Source organism: Solirubrobacter soli DSM 22325 (genome assembly GCF_000423665.1).
GTDB classification, from domain to species: domain Bacteria; phylum Actinomycetota; class Thermoleophilia; order Solirubrobacterales; family Solirubrobacteraceae; genus Solirubrobacter; species Solirubrobacter soli.
Genome location: NZ_KE384073.1, coordinates 162,673 through 177,867, shown reverse-complemented (window position 1 = coordinate 177,867; position 15,195 = coordinate 162,673). Strand labels below are relative to the sequence as shown.

At 71.7% G+C, this 15,195-nt stretch carries 16 protein-coding genes and 1 pseudogene; 7 read left to right on the top strand and 10 right to left on the bottom strand.

Translation table 11 applies throughout. From position 1 onward, the window contains the following. The first annotated feature begins 70 nt into the window (after nucleotides 1-70). Together G569_RS0141715 and G569_RS56150 are read left to right on the top strand one after the other, a co-directional pair. Nucleotides 71-820 (top strand): HAD-IIA family hydrolase, encoded by a 750-nt coding sequence (locus tag G569_RS0141715; RefSeq protein ID WP_037503206.1) that lies wholly within the window; start codon nucleotides 71-73, stop codon nucleotides 818-820. 72 nt (nucleotides 821-892) lie between these two features. Continuing rightward, complete coding sequence (locus G569_RS56150; RefSeq protein WP_169542369.1) at nucleotides 893-1,579, top strand: DedA family protein; 687 nt, start codon at nucleotides 893-895, stop codon at nucleotides 1,577-1,579. A gap of 149 nt (nucleotides 1,580-1,728) precedes the next feature. On the opposite strand, the gene G569_RS0141705 is transcribed toward G569_RS56150, so the two are convergent. From G569_RS0141705 to G569_RS0141675, 7 genes are all read right to left on the bottom strand, one after another. Continuing rightward, on the bottom strand, nucleotides 1,729-3,033 hold the full coding sequence (locus G569_RS0141705) for a hypothetical protein (protein WP_028067806.1): 1,305 nt from the start codon (nucleotides 3,031-3,033) through the stop codon (nucleotides 1,729-1,731). Nucleotides 3,034-3,043: 10 nt separating this feature from the next. Further along, the gene (locus G569_RS0141700) at nucleotides 3,044-3,418 is read right to left on the bottom strand and encodes an FKBP-type peptidyl-prolyl cis-trans isomerase (RefSeq protein ID WP_028067805.1); all 375 of its coding nucleotides are present in this window, start codon (nucleotides 3,416-3,418) and stop codon (nucleotides 3,044-3,046) included. Further along, nucleotides 3,415-4,425: an amidohydrolase family protein gene (locus tag G569_RS0141695; protein WP_028067804.1), complete on the bottom strand. Its 1,011-nt coding sequence runs from the start codon at nucleotides 4,423-4,425 to the stop codon at nucleotides 3,415-3,417. Before G569_RS0141695 ends, G569_RS0141700 begins: the two co-directional genes overlap by 4 nt. After that, on the bottom strand, nucleotides 4,422-4,766 hold the full coding sequence (locus G569_RS0141690) for a metal-sulfur cluster assembly factor (RefSeq protein WP_028067803.1): 345 nt from the start codon (nucleotides 4,764-4,766) through the stop codon (nucleotides 4,422-4,424). The genes G569_RS0141695 and G569_RS0141690 overlap by 4 nt, the downstream gene beginning before the upstream one ends. Further along, on the bottom strand, nucleotides 4,748-5,401 hold the full coding sequence (locus G569_RS60190) for a formylglycine-generating enzyme family protein (RefSeq protein ID WP_028067802.1): 654 nt from the start codon (nucleotides 5,399-5,401) through the stop codon (nucleotides 4,748-4,750). Before G569_RS60190 ends, G569_RS0141690 begins: the two co-directional genes overlap by 19 nt. Nucleotides 5,402-5,605: 204 nt before the next feature. Further along, nucleotides 5,606-6,412 carry a hypothetical protein gene (locus G569_RS0141680; protein WP_028067801.1) on the bottom strand — a complete coding sequence of 269 codons (807 nt, stop codon included), beginning with the start codon at nucleotides 6,410-6,412 and terminating at the stop codon, nucleotides 5,606-5,608. Continuing rightward, entirely contained in the window at nucleotides 6,409-7,821 is a 1,413-nt protein-coding gene (locus G569_RS0141675; RefSeq protein WP_157592669.1) for a hypothetical protein, read from the bottom strand. The genes G569_RS0141680 and G569_RS0141675 overlap by 4 nt, the downstream gene beginning before the upstream one ends. A 106-nt stretch (nucleotides 7,822-7,927) precedes the next feature. On the opposite strand from G569_RS0141675, the gene G569_RS0141670 reads away from it, so the two are divergent. Beyond that, the gene (locus G569_RS0141670; RefSeq protein ID WP_028067799.1) at nucleotides 7,928-8,521 is read left to right on the top strand and encodes a dihydrofolate reductase family protein; all 594 of its coding nucleotides are present in this window, start codon (nucleotides 7,928-7,930) and stop codon (nucleotides 8,519-8,521) included. Here the strand turns inward: G569_RS0141670 and G569_RS56140 are convergent. Together G569_RS56140 and G569_RS66630 are read right to left on the bottom strand one after the other, a co-directional pair. Beyond that, the gene (locus G569_RS56140; RefSeq protein WP_211233231.1) at nucleotides 8,465-9,079 is read right to left on the bottom strand and encodes an MmyB family transcriptional regulator; all 615 of its coding nucleotides are present in this window, start codon (nucleotides 9,077-9,079) and stop codon (nucleotides 8,465-8,467) included. The genes G569_RS0141670 and G569_RS56140 overlap by 57 nt on opposite strands. 33 nt (nucleotides 9,080-9,112) lie before the next feature. After that, nucleotides 9,113-9,169: pseudogene (locus G569_RS66630) on the bottom strand (hypothetical protein); the annotation flags it as partial. A 193-nt stretch (nucleotides 9,170-9,362) separates the two neighbouring features. Between G569_RS66630 and G569_RS0141660 the strand changes: the two are divergent. From G569_RS0141660 to G569_RS56135, 4 genes are all read left to right on the top strand, one after another. Continuing rightward, a complete protein-coding gene (locus tag G569_RS0141660) occupies nucleotides 9,363-10,046 on the top strand; it encodes an SDR family oxidoreductase (protein ID WP_028067798.1) in 684 nt (227 codons plus the stop codon). An 84-nt stretch (nucleotides 10,047-10,130) separates the two neighbouring features. Continuing rightward, nucleotides 10,131-11,111, top strand: coding sequence for an RDD family protein (locus G569_RS0141655; RefSeq protein WP_028067797.1), 981 nt, complete (start codon nucleotides 10,131-10,133; stop codon nucleotides 11,109-11,111). A 33-nt stretch (nucleotides 11,112-11,144) separates the two neighbouring features. Beyond that, on the top strand, nucleotides 11,145-12,281 hold the full coding sequence (locus tag G569_RS0141650) for an amidohydrolase (RefSeq protein WP_245602732.1): 1,137 nt from the start codon (nucleotides 11,145-11,147) through the stop codon (nucleotides 12,279-12,281). Next, nucleotides 12,265-13,320, top strand: coding sequence for an epoxide hydrolase family protein (locus G569_RS56135; RefSeq protein ID WP_053227788.1), 1,056 nt, complete (start codon nucleotides 12,265-12,267; stop codon nucleotides 13,318-13,320). The genes G569_RS0141650 and G569_RS56135 overlap by 17 nt, the downstream gene beginning before the upstream one ends. Here the strand turns inward: G569_RS56135 and G569_RS0141640 are convergent. After that, nucleotides 13,304-15,157: an Ig-like domain-containing protein gene (locus tag G569_RS0141640; protein WP_028067794.1), complete on the bottom strand. Its 1,854-nt coding sequence runs from the start codon at nucleotides 15,155-15,157 to the stop codon at nucleotides 13,304-13,306. The genes G569_RS56135 and G569_RS0141640 overlap by 17 nt on opposite strands. Nucleotides 15,158-15,195 lie beyond the last annotated feature (38 nt).

Here is a 15,195-nt window from a genome sequence, read left to right as displayed (position 1 = left end):
CCGAATGCGACGCGATCGGAGCGGTCATAGGCTGTCGGGCGTGACCCGACTCGAGATTCGCTCGTGGCTGATGGACATGGACGGCGTGCTTGTGCACGAGGAGCAGGCGATCCCGGGAGCCGACCGGTTCCTGGGCAACCTCCGCAAGCGCGACGCGCCGTTCCTGGTGTTGACCAACAACTCGATCTACACGCAGCGCGACCTCGCGGCGCGGCTGCGCGCCAGCGGCCTCGAGGTCCCCGAGCAACGGATCTGGACGTCGGCGCTGGCGACCGCGTCCTTCCTCCAGGACCAGCGCCCGAACGGCTCGGCGTTCGTGATCGGCGAGGCGGGGCTGACGACCGCGCTGCATGACGCCGGCTACACGCTGACGGAGCGCTCCCCGGACTACGTCGTGCTGGGCGAGACCCGCTCGTACTCGATCGAGCGGCTCACGCTCGCGATCCGCCTGATCGTCGAGGGCGCGCGCTTCATCGCCACCAACCCGGACGCGACCGGGCCGTCGCCGGACGGCCCGCTCCCGGCGACCGGCAGCGTCGCGGCCCTGCTCAGCCGCGCGACGGGCGTCGAGCCGTACTACGTCGGCAAGCCGAACCCGTTGATGATGCGCAGCGCGCTCAACGCCATCGACGCCCACTCAGAGACCACGGCGATGATCGGCGACCGGATGGACACCGACGTCGTCGCGGGGATCGAGGCCGGGCTGGAGACGATCCTCGTCCTGACCGGGATCTCCACCCGCGAGTCCGCCGAGCGCTACCCGTACCGCCCCGCGCGGATCGTCGAGTCCGTCGCGGACCTGGCCGCGGAGCTGGAGTAGAGCCTCCCCCACCCCCGGCGTCGTGGTGCCGGGGGTGTCCGGATGAGCGTCCGGTGCGAATACTCGGAGACGATGAAGCGCATCCTCTTCGCCACCGCCCTCGCCGTCACCGCACTGGCCCTGGTGGCGACGGGAACGGTCCAGCTGCCCGACCTCGAGCACGCGCTCACCGACCTCTCGGAGACGCTCGGCACGTGGACGTACGCGCTCGTGGGCGGGCTCGCGTTCCTGGAGACCGGGGCGTTCGTGGGGCTGATCGCGCCGGGCGAGACCGCGATCGTGCTCGGCGGCGTCGTCGCCGCGCAGGGCGAGATCAGCCTGCCGGTCGTGCTCGCGGTCGCGTGGGTGGCCGCGGCGCTCGGCGACATCGCGTCGTTCGCCCTCGGTGCGCGGTTGGGGCGCCGCTTCATCCACCGCCACGGCCCGCGCGTCGGCATGACCGCGCCGCGGGTGGACCGCGTCGAGCACTTCTACGCACGCCACGGGGCGAAGGCGATCCTCGTGGGGCGGTTCGTCGGGATCATCCGCGCCGTCTCGCCGTTCCTCGCGGGCTCGTCGGGGTTGAAGTTCCGCGCCTTCCTGCCATGGAGCCTGCTCGGCACGCTCGTGTGGGCGAGCGCCTTCACGCTCGTCGGCTACGCGTTCAGCGAGTCCTTCAGCCAGGCCGCCGGCGCGCTCACCCACGGCGCGTTCGCCCTGGCGCTGGTCGCGGCCGTGCTGCTCGCGGTGCGGGCGCACCGCAAGGCGGGGGTTCGTTGACGAATGGTCGGTCCGCCTGACGTGGTGCAGCCGTAGGGCCTCGGGCCGCCCGCGCTCGCGATGCGTGCCTCTGGCACGTGAGCAGCGTGGGTGGTTCGAGGCGCCGCGGATGTGCCGCGGGAGGTGCACCGTTATTCGTCAGCGGGCCCCTATTCGAACTGATCGAGCCCCTCGACCCCGATCTCCTCCGGGGTCAGCAGCGGGCTCTGGATCGCGCCGCCGAAGATCCACGCGGCGCCGTCCTTGTGCTTTGAGTCCTCCCACCACTTCTTGTCGGTGGAGCCGGGCGCGCCGCCCTCTGACGAGTACTTGAAGTTCTTCGACCCGGCCTGCGACTGGAGCGGGACGACGACCTGGTTGGTGGTCTCGTCGCGGCCGGCCTTGTGCTCGTTGGACTCGGCCAGCACGACGCTGACGTGGCCGGACTTGGACGCGACCTTGTTGGCGGCGAGCAGGATCACGATCTGGCCCTGGTTGGCGGCGGTCTGCGCGGCCTCCATGTCGGTCGCCTGGCTCCAGCCGAACTCGGCGCCGGTGCCGTGCATCCACTTCGTCAGCGCGTTGGCGTTCTGCTCGCCGACGGTCACGCCGTACTCGGGCGCGACGACGTTGGAGACGTCCTCCTTGTCCTTCTTCATGCGCTTGAGGTCGGCGAGGCTGACGATCTCCGAGCCGGCCTGGATCTTCCCCCACGTCGCGTCGGTCCACCACACGCGCGGCAGGTAGCCGCCCATCGCGGTGACGACGTCGTAGGCGTAGATGTTGCAGTAGGTCTTGCCCTCGCCGGGCTGGTAGCGCGCGGACTCGGTGACGTTGAGCGTCTCGACGATCGCGTACTGGTTGGCGCGGAAGAGCAGGTCGCGGATCTTTTCGGCCGCGGTCTTGTTGCCCGCGTACTCGGCGACCTCGGCCGCGGTCAGCACGAGGTCCAGGGACTGGACGCCGAAGATCTTCATCAGCTCGTTCGCGCGGTGCTGGTAGAAGATCTCGCGCAGCGTGCCGTAGCCGGGCTTCATCGGCTTGGCGGTCTTCGGGTCGGCGGGCGAGAGCTGGGTGTGGGTCTTGTCCCAGTCGAGGATCGCGGCGCGGCCGGAGCCTTGGGAGAAGTGCACGCGGCGCGCCTCGATCGGGTCGCGCTCGAGCGGCACGCAGACCATGAAGCGCTGCAGGCCCCAGGCCCCGACCTGGTTGAGCATGGCGTTCGCCTCGTCGGGCGTGAGGACGCCGGACGTGACGTAGAGCGCCTGGATCCACGGCGGGATGCCGGGCTTCAGCGGCTCGCTCTGCTCGGGGGCGGGCGGGTCGAGCGTGGCGGGCTGGCGCGCGAGGGCGCGCGCCAGCGCCTGGTTGCCCAGCATCGAGGCCAGCTCGAGCCGGGCGTCGACGAAGACCTCCTCTTCCTGGCGCTTGCGTTGGAGCCGCTTGCGTTCCTCAGGAGCGAGTGAGGACTTCATGAAGCCGAGACTACCGGCGGACTCCGATCAAGTCGACAACGAACACGAGCGTCTCGTTCGGCCCGATCACGCCGCCGGCGCCGCGGGCGCCGTACGCCATGTCCGGCGGGATCGTGATCCGGCGGCGCCCGCCGACCTTCATGCCCGCCACGCCCTCGTCCCAGCCCTTGATGACCTGGCCCTTGCCGAGGCCGAACTTGAACGTGTCGCCGCGGTCCCACGATGCGTCGAACTGGTTGCCGGTCTTCCACGACACGCCGACGTAGTGCACCTCGACGATGTCGCCGCTGGCGGCCTGGTCGCCGTCGCCGACGGTGATGTCCTCCAGCTCGAGCTGGTACGTGGGCGCGTGGTCGGGGATCTCGACCTCTGGCTTGGAACTCATGCCTTGGACGCTAGCTCCTTGACCTTCGCCTCGACATCGATCCCGTGCAGCCGCGCGAGGTTCCCGCCGAGGATCTTGCGCTTGGCCTGGTCGGTCAGCGGTGGGTAGCCGCGCTCGGACACGATGTCCTCGGGGAGCTCGAAGTTCCAGAACGCCTCGAGCGCCCACTGCGGGTGCCAGATCGGGGCCTCGCCGCCGTAGAGGATCTTGTCCTCCCCGCACCACCACAGCATCTTCCCGAGCATCTCGGCGAAGACCCGCGGCTGGCGCGAGATGAAGTTGACCGTGGCGGCGATCGACGCGTACAGGTTCGGGAACCGCACGATCTGCCAGAGGACCTCGTCCAGCCACGGCAGGCCGACGTGGAAGATCACGAAGTTGATGTCCGGGAAGTTCGCCGCGGCGCCGTCCATGTCGAACGTGCGGGTGTGCTCGATCGGCTGCGGGCCGAGCGGGACGCCCTTGTGCACGCCGATCAGGTTCACGCCCAGCTCCTGCGCCTTCTCGAAGACCGGGAAGGCGACGCGCGGGTCGTCCATGCGCCACGGGAACGGCTGCCCGTAGTCGTAGCGGACGTTGTAGAACTTGAACGCCTTCGCCCCGAACTCCTTGACCTGGATCTCCATCAGGTCCAGGGCCTTCTTGCCCTCGAGGGGGTTCACGCTGCCCCAGAAGACCGCGCGGTCGGGGTGCTTCTGAGCCATCTCCGCGCACTTCTTCCAGTCGGAGAGGCCGTCGTGGAAGAGGTCGGTCAGCGGGAGCGGCTGCGCCGCGATCATGTCGGTGTCCGAGCCCTCGATGACCATGTCGTAGATCTCGTCGACGCTCCACTCCTTCATGAACTGCTCGCGGTTGAGGATCGTCTCGCCCTCCGCGGTCAGCAGCTGGTGGAACGCGTACAGGTGCTCGTCGAACATCAGGCCTGGCCCGCCGAGCGCGTTGGCCGGGTCGAAGTTGAAGATGTGGCAGACGCAGTCGAAGACGAACGCGTCGACTTTGCGGGTCATGAGATCCTCGCCAGTCTGTAGGGCTCGAGCTCTTCCAACGGCATGTGCAGCTGCGCGCGGGCCGACTCCGAGAGCCGGTCCGGCGTCCAGGCGGGCTCCCAGACGACCTTGACCTCGACGGTCGTGACGCCGTCGAGTGCTTTGAGCGCCTCCGGGATCGCGGCGGACATGTTCGCGACGAACGGGCACCACCCCGTCGTCGGGATCAGGTCGACCTCGACGTGTGTGCCGAGGTGGCGGACGTCCTCCACCACGCCCATGTCGACGATCGAGACCCCGCGGTCCTGGCAGCACGGGTCGTATACGCCTCTGAGGGCGTCGATCAGGAGCTCCCGGTCCATCCACTCCTCCTCTCGTCGAAGACGACTCTGAAGCCCGTGGTGGCGGTGGCGCGCAGCGGGTCGGCGGAGAGCTCGCGCGCGGCGATCAGCCCGTGCTCGGTGTCGAGGTAGCAGCCGCCGCGCACGACGCCCCAGCCGTCCTCGCGCGTGTCCGCGACCCATTCCCAGACGTTGCCGGCGAGCTGCTCGGCGCCGCATGGCGAGGCGCCTTGCGGGTGCGCGCGGACCGGCACCGTCCAGCCGTACGCGGCCTCTTGGCAGTTGCAGCGTTCGGGGTCGAACGTGTCGCCCCAGGGCCAGATGGCCTCGCCCGCGGCCGCGCTCCACTCCTCGTTCGTCGGCAGCCGCGCGCCGATGCTCTCGGCGAACGCGATCGCGTCGGCGCGGGTGACGAGGACGACGGGGTGATCCGCGAGCTGTGGGTCGCCCACGCGGGTGTGGTCGGGGCGCAACGCGGCGAACGCGGCGTTGGTGACCGGGAAGCGGCCGATGAAGACGCCCGCGACGGCGACGACGTCGTCGACCGCGGGCGGGACGCGCGAAGGCGGTTCCGCGCGGCGCGGAGGAGGCGGCAGTGCGGGACCCGTGGCCGAGAGGCCGAGCCAGGCCGCCACCTCCTCACGCGCTTCGAGCACCTCGTGCCGAACGCTACAACCGCACGCAAGGGTGGCGAGCCGCGCCGCCGCGGGGGCGAGGCGCGCCGCCGCGGGGGCGAGGCGCGCCGCCGCGGGGGCGAGGCGCGCCGCCGCGGGGGGGCGCGACGCGGCGGCGCGCGCCTCGGGTGCGCCGGAATGGTCTGGCCTCGCCAGACCATTCCGGCGCACCTCGACCGGGCGTGGCTAGGTGCGGGCCGCCCAGGTCTGGGTTCCGCTGTCGCATGGGTACCAGCGGCTGCCGCCGCCGTGGCGGGTCGAGCGGGCGCGCAAGGTGCCGGAGACGCCGTCGGCACGGAACTGGCCTTTGAAGCTCACCCGGAAGCGTTCGCGGGAGCCGTCGGTCCAGCGGACCGTGTAGACCTCCGAGCGGCTGAAGGAGCCGTCGGGGTTGATCTTCGTGGTCGGGGTGTCGTTGATGATCGAGCTCGCGCCGCCGCGCGGGCCGCAGCGCATGTGCGCCTGCCAGGTCGCCCAGACGCGGCCCTTGGTCGTCACCCGCAGGCCGACGGCGAGCCGGAAGCCGCCGGTGGTCTGCCCGGTGAGGCCCGCGAAGAGCGTGGATGCCAACGGGATCGCCGGCGCGCCCACCGGCGCGCTCTCGCTGCGCAGGACGACGTCGCGGACGTACTTCGGGCAGTTCGGCGCGCTGGTCGTGACCTTCCCGGCCACGGAGTCGGGCGCGATCGTGCCGGCCATCGTGATCCGCAGGCGGCCGATCCCGGGCATCCGCGTCCGCCCGGAGGCGGTGAAGTTCACGCCGTCGGCCGTGCTGCCCTTGAGCCGGACGACGTAGTTGGAGAACGAGTGCTTCCGGCACCGGTACGCGACGCCGAGGCGAGCGGTGACGCGCCCGTCGTCGTGGCGGACGACCGAGATGAGGGGTCCGGAGGGCGCGTTGCGCAGCGCGGCGACGCCGCCGTAGTTCGTGTCGGCCTGAGCCGACGGAGCCGCGACGAGGAGCAGCGCGACGACCAGCAGGGCGCGTCTCACGGCCGCGCGCTCCAGGTCCGCGTCCCGCTGACGCAGTTGACCGACCGGCGGCGGCCCTCCTCCTTGTAGTAGACCCGCGCCCGCAGCGTCCCGGTCACGCCGTCGGCGCGGAACTGGCCCTTGAACGTCACGCGGTAGTGCTCGCTGTAGCCGCGGTAGCGCAGCACGTAGCTCTGCGAGCCGCCGAACGTCCCGTCGGGATGGACCTTGCGCGAGGGCGTGTAGTCACCGAGCGCGATCGCCGCCCGGCCGCACCGCATGACCGCCTGCCAGAGCGCGTACACGCGGCCGTTCTTGGCGACGCGCAACGACACCGGGAGCCGCAGTCCGGCCGCCGTCTGGCTCGTGAACCCCTGCATCAGCGTGCCGGGCGCCGGAATCGCGGGCGCTCCCGCGGGCGCGCTCTCGGTGCGCAGGACGAACGGCTGCGTGTAGCCCTTGCAGCCCGGGAACCGCACACGTGCGCTGCCGCTCACCGAGTCGGGCGCGAGCGTGCCGCTCAAGGTCACGCGGACCGAGCCGGGCCGGCCGAGCTTCGCCTTGCCGGCCGCCGTGAAGGACGCGCCGTCGGGCGTCGAGCCGGCCACCTTGATGACCATGTTGTAGTTCGCGTATCCGCGGCAGCGCGCGGAGAGCAGCACGCGCGCGGCGACCTGCCCGTTGTCCCGCCGAACCAGCGAGATCGAAGGAGCGGCCGGAATATTCCCCTTGTACAGCCCGGTACCGCCGTACTGCGTGTCCGCTTGCGCGGTCGGGGCGCTCAGGCCGAGCGTCGCCGTGGCGAAGACCAACAACCCGGTGTAATGGAGCCTCACGCCGAGCCGGGTACCCCGTGTTCTCATGAATGAGTCACCGGTGCACGTGCACGACGTGGTCGAAGGGCTGTGGTTCTGGCGAATGCCGCACCCTGACTGGAACGGCCAGTCAGATTGGGAACCACAGGTCACAAGCGTGGCGGTCGCCTCCGGCGGTCGGCGGATCCTGCTCGACCCGCTCGCCCCGCCACCGTCCGCCCGCGCCGTGTGGGAGCGCATCGAGGCCTTCGCGCCCGACACGGCGATCGTCTCAAGCCCGACCACGTCCGCGACATCGACCTGTTCGTGCGCTGGTACGGCGTCCGCGCGCTCGGGCCCGTGCTGTTCTGGCGCGACGACATCCCGAAGGCCGAGCTCGAGCAGATCCGCGCCGGCGACGAGCTCCCGGGCGGACTGCAGGCGTTCGACGACGGCCGCGGGATGATGGAGACGCCGGTCTACCTGCCCGAGCAGCGCGCGCTCGTGTTCGCCGATGCGCTGACCGCGCCGGACGGCGAGCTGCGCGTGTGGGACTCGGCGCTGCACGAGCGACGCGTCCTCCCCGCGCTGCGGGAGCTGCTCGCGCTGCCGTTCGAGCACGTGCTCCTCTCGCACGGCGCCCCGCTGCACACCCGCGCGGACTTCATCGCCGCCCTGGACCGTCCCGCGCACGGCAGACCTGAGGGCGATTGGTTCCCCGAGCACTCGTCGTCACACGGGCATGACCAAGATCATCAGCGGCGCCACCATGAGCCTCGACGGCTACATCGCGGGTCCGGAGGAGAGCGGCTTCGACCGCCTGTTCCAGTGGTACGGCAACGGCGACGTCGAGCTCCCCAGCGCCAATCCCGGCATCTCGTTCCGGCTGACCGAGGCCAGCGCGAAGCACTGGCGCGAGGTGCTGGAGACGACCGGCGCGCTCGTCGTCGGCCGGCACCTGTTCGACATCACGTCAGGCTGGGGCGGCCGGCACCCGATCGGCGTGCCGGTGGTCGTGCTGACCCACCGCGTGCCCGACGACTTCGAGAGCGAGAGCTTCGTCTTCGTCACCGAGGGCGGCATCGAGGCTGCGGTGGCCAAGGCGCGCGAGCTGGCCGGCGACAAGGACGTCGTCGTCAACGGCGGGCAGATGGCCGAGCAGGCGCTGCAGGCCGGCCTGCTGGACGAGATCGGCGTCGATCTCGTCCCGGTGCTGCTCGGCGGTGGCACGCCGTTCTTCGACGCGCTCGGCGCGCCGGTCGACCTCGAAGGGCCGATCTCAACGATTCAGGGCGACCGGGTCACCCACCTGCGCTACCGCGTCGTCGGCCAGTAGCGCGAGCGCGCGGGCGTCGTCGGAGCCCGGCGGCGCGGTGTAGACGACGAGGCGCAGGTCGGACCCCGCAACGGTCATGACGTCGCAGTCGACGGTGATCCGTCCGATCTCCGGGTGCTCGATCGTCTTGCGGTCGGAGACGTGCTGGGCGACCGGGCGCTGCTCCCACAGCTCCGCGAAGCGCGGGCTGATCCGCTGCAGGTCGGCGATCAGCGCGTGCAGCGGCCCGTCGTTGGGGTAGCGGCCGGCGGCGCGGTGCAGGTCGCCGACCCAGCCGGCCTCCATCGCCGCGATCTCCTCCGGCGTGCGGATGATCCTCGACGGCCGGCCGGAGAAGTGGCTGCGCAGGATGTTGTCGTGCTGGTCGCCGAGCAGCGCGATCGCGGGCGGGTTCATCGCGATCTTCTCCCACGCGGCGTCGGTCACCAGCACCGGGACGTCGGCGAGCCGGTCGAGCACGCGCTGGACGCCGGGCGTGATCCGGCGGTCGATCTCGCCCGCGCCCGGCGGCGCCTGGCCGGCGACGCGGAACAGGTGCGCGCGCTCGTCCTCGCTCAACCGCAGCGCGTTCGCCAGCGGGGCGAGGACGCTCGGCGAGGGCGCGCTCGCGCGGCCCTGCTCGAGGCGGGCGAGGTAGTCGACCGACAGGCCGGCGAGCCGCGCGACCTCCTCGCGGCGCAGGCCGGGGGCGCGCCGTCGGCCACGTCGCGCTCAGCCCGACGTCCGCGGGGTCGAGGCGGTCGCGCCAGGTCCGCAGGCAGGTCCCGAGCTCGTCCATCTCTTTAGGGTGGCACTGAGAGTCCTCTGGTGACGAGGGGTGCATAGCTCCACCCTGGATCCCATGACGACGACCTTGATCACCGGGGCGAACAAAGGCCTCGGGTACGAGACCGCGCGACGCCTGATCGCGGAGGGCCACGACGTGTGGGTGTGCGCGCGCGACGAGGCGCGCGGCCGCGCCGCGGCGGACGAGCTCGGCGCTCGGTTCGTGCAGCTCGACGTGACCGACGACGCCAGCGTCGCGGCCGCGGTCGACACCGTCGGCGAGCTCGACGTGCTGGTCAACAACGCGGGCATCTCCGGCGGGATGGTCCCTGTGCCGGAGGTCACGCCGGACCTCGTGGAGCGGGTGTTCGCCACCAACGTGGTGGGGCTCGTCCGGGTCACGCAGGCGTTCGTGCCCGCGCTGCAGCGTTCCGCGAACCCGGTGATCGTCAACGTGTCCTCCGGGATGGGCTCGATCGGCGTCACGAGCGACCCGGAGCGGCTCGAGTCGACGATCGTCGGCCTCCAGTACCCCGCCTCCAAGTCGGCGGTGAACATGCTCACGACCCAGTACGCGAAGGCGCTGCCGGGGATGCGCGTGAACTGCGTCGACCCGGGCTACACGGCGACCGACTTCAACCAGCACCGGGGCTACAAGACGGTCGAGCAGGGCGCCGACGCGATCGTCCGGATGGCGCTGCTCGACGGCTCCGGCCCGACCGGGACCTACGTGGACGACCAGGGCGTCGTCCCCTGGTAGGCGATCCTCGCGAGCGGACTGCGTCCGCTGCTTCGGTCGCTGGAGAATCGCTTCGCGGATTCTCGGCCGGGTACGTTTGGGGGCATGGACGAGCCTCGCCCCTATCTCGCCGAGTGGTGGCCGCGCGTTGGAGCGACCTTGCTGGACAGCGTGATCGTCACGTGCATGGCCATCGCCGTCGGGCTCGTCGTGGATGCCGTCGGCGGCTCCGATGACGCGGCCGGCGCCTCCGTCTGGCTCGGCTGGCTCGTGCTCTGGGCCGCCTACGCCGGGCTGCTGATGTCCCGCAAGGGCGCCCACAACGGCCAGACGCTCGGCAAGCAGGCGGCGAACATCCGGGTCGTGCGTGACGACGGCCGGCCGGTCCGGTTCGGGCTCGCGGTCCTGCGCGACGTCGGCCTCAAGTACTTCGTGGCGAACCTGCTGATCGGGATCGGCTGGATCATCGACTCGCTGTGGCCGCTGGGCGAGCGCGAGAACCGCACGCTGCACGACCTGATCGTGCACACCCACGTGGTCCAGACCAAGCCGCGCGCGGCGCCTCGGATCGAGCAGCCCCGGCCGGTCGCGCGCCGCCAGCAGTTGGCGCCGCCGATCGCCCGCCACGTCGACGCCGCCCACCGCACCCAGGCGGCCATCGCCGCCGCGGTCCAGCGCGCGGAGCTGCCGTACACGGCGGTCTCCACCGAGGTCACCTCGCTGGTCGGCGACATCGAGCGCTCGGCGATGCGCGCGCAGCTGCTCTACGAGGCGCTGTCCGAGACGCCGGTGGAGAGCGTCGAGCAGCGCCTCGCACGCGTGGGCGAGCTCGAGCAGCCGGAGCTCGCCCTCGCCCTGCGCGAGCAGCTCGTCGTCCAGCGCCGGATGCAGGAGCAGCTCCAGCGCTTCGACGGCGAGATGGAGCGGATGGTCGTCGAGCTCGACACCGTCCGCTCGAACCTCGTCAGCACCGCCGCCTCGGGCGACGCCGCCAACCAGGAGCGCCTCGCCGACCGCGTCCGCACCCTGCGCGACGAGATGAGCGCGGTCTCCGAGGGCATGGACGCGGGCTACGGCCAAACCTAAAGGGGCCAGGCCCCTTTAGGTAGGGTGCGGCGCGTGGGCGTCGACGAGGACGTGGTGGCGTGGCGGCGGCACCTCCACCGCCATCCCGAGATCAGCTTTCATGAGCACGAGACGTCGGCGTGGGTGGCCGAGCGGCTCGACGGCTTCGGCCTGACGGTCGAGCGGCCGACCGAGACGAGCGTCCTGGCGCGGCTGCGTACCGGCCGGCCGGGGCCGACGGTCGCGCTGCGGGCGGACATCGACGCGCTGCCGATCCAGGAGGAGAGCGGCGTCGAGTTCGCGTCCGAGCGGCCCGGCGCGATGCACGCGTGCGGGCATGACGGGCACACCGCGATGCTGCTCGGGGCCGCCTCGCGGCTGGCGGGCGCCGAGTTGCCCGGCGGCGAGGTGCGGTTCATCTTCCAGCACGCCGAGGAGCTCGCGCCCGGCGGGGCGCGGGAGCTGGTGGCCGCGGGCGTGATGGAGGGCGTGGACTTCATCTACGGCTGCCACCTCTGGACGCCGCTCGAATTCGGCAAGGTCGCCGCCGTGCCCGGGCCGTTCATGGCCGCGGCGGACTTCTTCGAGCTGCGGATCTCGGGCCGCGGCGGACACGCGGGCCTCCCCCACACCGCCGTCGACACGATCGCCTGCGCGGCCGAGCTGGTCGGTTCGCTGCAGCACATCGTCTCGCGCCGGATCGATCCGCTGCACGCGGCGGTCGTCACCGTCGGCTCGCTGCACGCGGGCGACGCGCCGAACGTGATCCCGGGCGAGGCCGTGCTGACGGGCACCACCCGGTCCTTCGATCCCGAGGTGCGTGAGCGCATCCCGGTGCTGATGGAGGAGATCGCCCGCGGGGTGTGCGCGGCGCACGGTGCCACCCACGAGCTCGACTTCCGGTTCGGCTACAAGCCCGTCGTCAACGAGGAGCGCGCGACCGCGCTGGTGCGCGAGGCGATCGGGGAGCCGCTGGTCGACATCGAGCCGATCATGGGCGGCGACGACTTCTCCGCGCTGGCCGCCGAGGCACCCGGCTGCTACGCGTTCATCGGCGCGGGTGGCGAGTTCCCCCACCACCACCCACGGTTCGTGATCGACGAGCGCGCGCTGGCGATCGGCACGCGGCTCCACGTCGACGTCGCGCAGCGCGTTTTACGTCAAGGAGCACGTGATGAAGCCGATCGATGACGCGGTGCTCGAGGACCTGCGGCGGCGCATCGACGCGGTGCGCTGGCCCGACGAGCCGCCGGACGCCGGGCCCGAGCACGGCCTCCGGCTGGCGCAGGCGCGCGAGCTGGCGCGCTACTGGCGGGAGTCCTATGACTGGCGGGCGGCCGAGGCGGTGCTGCACGGGTTCGAGTCGGACGTCGTCGAGGGCGTGCATTACCTGGCCGACGGCGAGGGCGCGCCGCTGGTGCTGCTGCACGGGTGGCCGTCGAGCGTGTGGGAGTTCACGCGGGTCATGCCGCTGCTGCGCTCGCACGCGCGGGTGATCGTGCCGTCGCTGCCCGGCTACACCTACTCGTTCCGCCCCGGCGACCGGCGGTACTCGATCGTCGACTGCGCCGACCGCATCCACGCGCTCCTGCGCGCCCTGGGCCATGAGCGCTACGTCGTCGCCGGCGGCGACTGGGGCGCGAGCATCGCCTGCCGGCTGGCCTTCGCGTACCCCGACGCCGTCCAGGCGCTGCACCTGTACATGATGCCGCTGCGGCGGCCGGAGACGTGGCCGGAGTCGGAGGCCGCGTCGCGTGCCGCGCTCGTGGCGTGGAGCGAGGAGGAAGGCGGCTACGTGCACATCCAGGGCACGCGGCCGCAGACCCTCGCGTACGGGTTGGCGGACTCCCCCATCGGCCTGATGAGCTGGCTCGCGGAGAAGTTCGACCGCTGGACCGACTCCCGCGGCCTGCCGCCCGACGACCTGCTCACGACCACGATGATCTACTGGACGACCGGGTGCATCGGCTCGTCGTTCTGGCCGTACTGGGCGCGGCGGCACGGCGACTGGGTGCTCGACGACGTGGCCGCGGCGGGCGGGCGGATCGCCGCCCCGCTCACGTTCCTGGACTTCCCGAAGGAGATCGTCCACGTGCCGCGCACGGTCGTCGAGCGCGTGTTCGCCGTCGAGCGCTGGGAAGCACCCTCGTACGGCGGGCACTTCCCAGCACTGGAGACGACTGACGTGCTCGCCGATAGCCTCGTGCGCTTCGTCAGCGTCTCACGGTGACCGTGCGGGCGGGCGCTGAGCGCGCCAGCAGGGAGCCGGTTGTGAGGAAGCGGGCCTTGACGGTCACCTTGCGGCCGGCGGCGCTCTTGGGCAGCGCGACGCTGACCGTGTAGCCGCAGCTCGAGTCGAGCTTGGCCGTCGCGCGCTTGACGACCTTCTTGCCGAGCGTGACCGAGACGCTGACGGTGCCGGCGCTCGGGCAGGCGAAGCCCTGCGGGAGCGTGAGCTTGCCGCTGACCTTCAGCTTGCGACCCTTCGCGGCGGTCGCGCTGAGCGTGACCTTGTCGGGCGCGGCGGACTCGACCGAGGCGGGCGTGACCGTCGGGGTCGGCGTCGCCGCGACGGGCGCGGCGGTCGGCTCGGGCGCCGGCGTCGTGGTCGGGGTGGCGGTCGCCGTCGCGGTCGCGGTGGGCGTCGGCGTCGCGGTCAGCTCCGGCTCCGGCGCCTTGACGGCGAGCGCGAGCGTCAGCGGGGTCTGCGTCGTCTGGCCGGCGGAGTCCGTGATCGTCACCGACAGCGTGACCGTCTTGCCGGCCAGCGCGGCCGCGGGCGTCCACTGCGTGGCGTACGGCGCGGTGGCGTCGGCCGCGAGCGGCGTCCCGTCGATCGCGAACTCGACCGAGCGCACGCCGAAGTCGTCGGCGGCGATCGCGCGCAGCGTGTAGGTCGTGCCCGGCACGACGGTGCCGGACGCGGTCGGCGGGTCGATCTCGCCCGTCGGGCGCGTGTCGGTGATCGCCGTCGGCACGGCCGGCGTGGCGATCGCGGTCGTGCGGAAGCCCGTGTAGGTGACCGCGGCGCCGTTGACCGGGTCGCCGACCGTCTTGGGCAGGCCGATCGACGGGCCCGCGACGTGGCCCCACCAGTTGCCGGTGGCGGTGAACGGCAGGGTCTGGTCGGCGCCGGCGCCGGTCTCGTTGACGACGCCATAGCCGTTGCCGACGATGTTGTTGCCGGTCGCGGTCAGCTTGGTGGTCGTGCCGCCGGTCGCGGGGACGAGGTCGAGGTCGACCGCGCGAACGCCGGCCGACGCGCGGTCGCCCGCGCCGAAATTGTTGACGATCGCGTTGGCGCTGATCGCGCCCTGCACGAGACCGGTGGCGAGGACGCCCTGCTGCGGCGTCTGCACCTGCGTGCCCGCACCCGTGATCGTGTTGTTGTTGATCGTCGCGGCGAGGATGCCGAGCGCGGGCGCGGCCTGGGTCGAGTCCAGGACGACGCCGGCCTTGGCGTACCCGGAGATCGCGTTGCCGGCGACGCGCACCGGGAGGCGGTCCGCGACGAGGTTGGAGGCGACCACGACGCCGTAGCCCTGCTGGGCGGCGTTCAGCGGCGCGACGTTGCGGACAACGCTCCCCGTGAGGCTGCCTTCGGCGTTGTAGAACTTCACCGCCGAGCCCACCGTCGTGACGCCGCCCTCAACGGTCACGCCGGAGATGTCGACGAGCGTGCGAACGCCGCTCCGGTACACGCCGATGACCGCGCCGGTCGTGTTCCGATAATTCGTCGTTGTACCCAACAAACTCGCGATGGTCGGCTTCGGCTTGATCGTCACCTTGCTCGCGCCGGCGCCCTTGATCGTGAGCATCTTGGCGATGCTGACCGCGTTGGCGCCGCCATTGGGCACCGTGTCCGGGCCTTCTTCATACGTCCCTGGGCAGATGGCGATGACGTCGCCCGGCGACGCATCGTTGACCGCCGCCTGCAAGGACGAATACCCCGCGCTGGGGCAGTCCAGCTTGTCATCGTCGACCGACAGCGTCGCCGCCTCGGCGGTCGCCGGGATGGCCATCGCCAATGCGAGCGCACCCGCGCCGAACCACCTGAGGCTCTTCATTGGCCGGACGCTAACCGAGCGAATTGGCAGCAAACATG

Coding starts and splice junctions, on each gene's coding strand:
- G569_RS0141670 (WP_028067799.1), top strand. CDS start 7,928: ATGACCAAGATCATCAGCGGCGCCACCATGAGCCTCGACGGCTACATC.
- G569_RS56135 (WP_053227788.1), top strand. CDS start 12,265: ATGAAGCCGATCGATGACGCGGTGCTCGAGGACCTGCGGCGGCGCATC.
- G569_RS0141660 (WP_028067798.1), top strand. CDS start 9,363: ATGACGACGACCTTGATCACCGGGGCGAACAAAGGCCTCGGGTACGAG.
- G569_RS0141640 (WP_028067794.1), bottom strand. CDS start 15,157: ATGAAGAGCCTCAGGTGGTTCGGCGCGGGTGCGCTCGCATTGGCGATG.
- G569_RS56150 (WP_169542369.1), top strand. CDS start 893: ATGAAGCGCATCCTCTTCGCCACCGCCCTCGCCGTCACCGCACTGGCC.
- G569_RS0141715 (WP_037503206.1), top strand. CDS start 71: ATGGACATGGACGGCGTGCTTGTGCACGAGGAGCAGGCGATCCCGGGA.
- G569_RS0141700 (WP_028067805.1), bottom strand. CDS start 3,418: ATGAGTTCCAAGCCAGAGGTCGAGATCCCCGACCACGCGCCCACGTAC.
- G569_RS0141705 (WP_028067806.1), bottom strand. CDS start 3,033: ATGAAGTCCTCACTCGCTCCTGAGGAACGCAAGCGGCTCCAACGCAAG.
- G569_RS0141695 (WP_028067804.1), bottom strand. CDS start 4,425: ATGACCCGCAAAGTCGACGCGTTCGTCTTCGACTGCGTCTGCCACATC.
- G569_RS0141690 (WP_028067803.1), bottom strand. CDS start 4,766: ATGGACCGGGAGCTCCTGATCGACGCCCTCAGAGGCGTATACGACCCG.
- G569_RS0141655 (WP_028067797.1), top strand. CDS start 10,131: ATGGACGAGCCTCGCCCCTATCTCGCCGAGTGGTGGCCGCGCGTTGGA.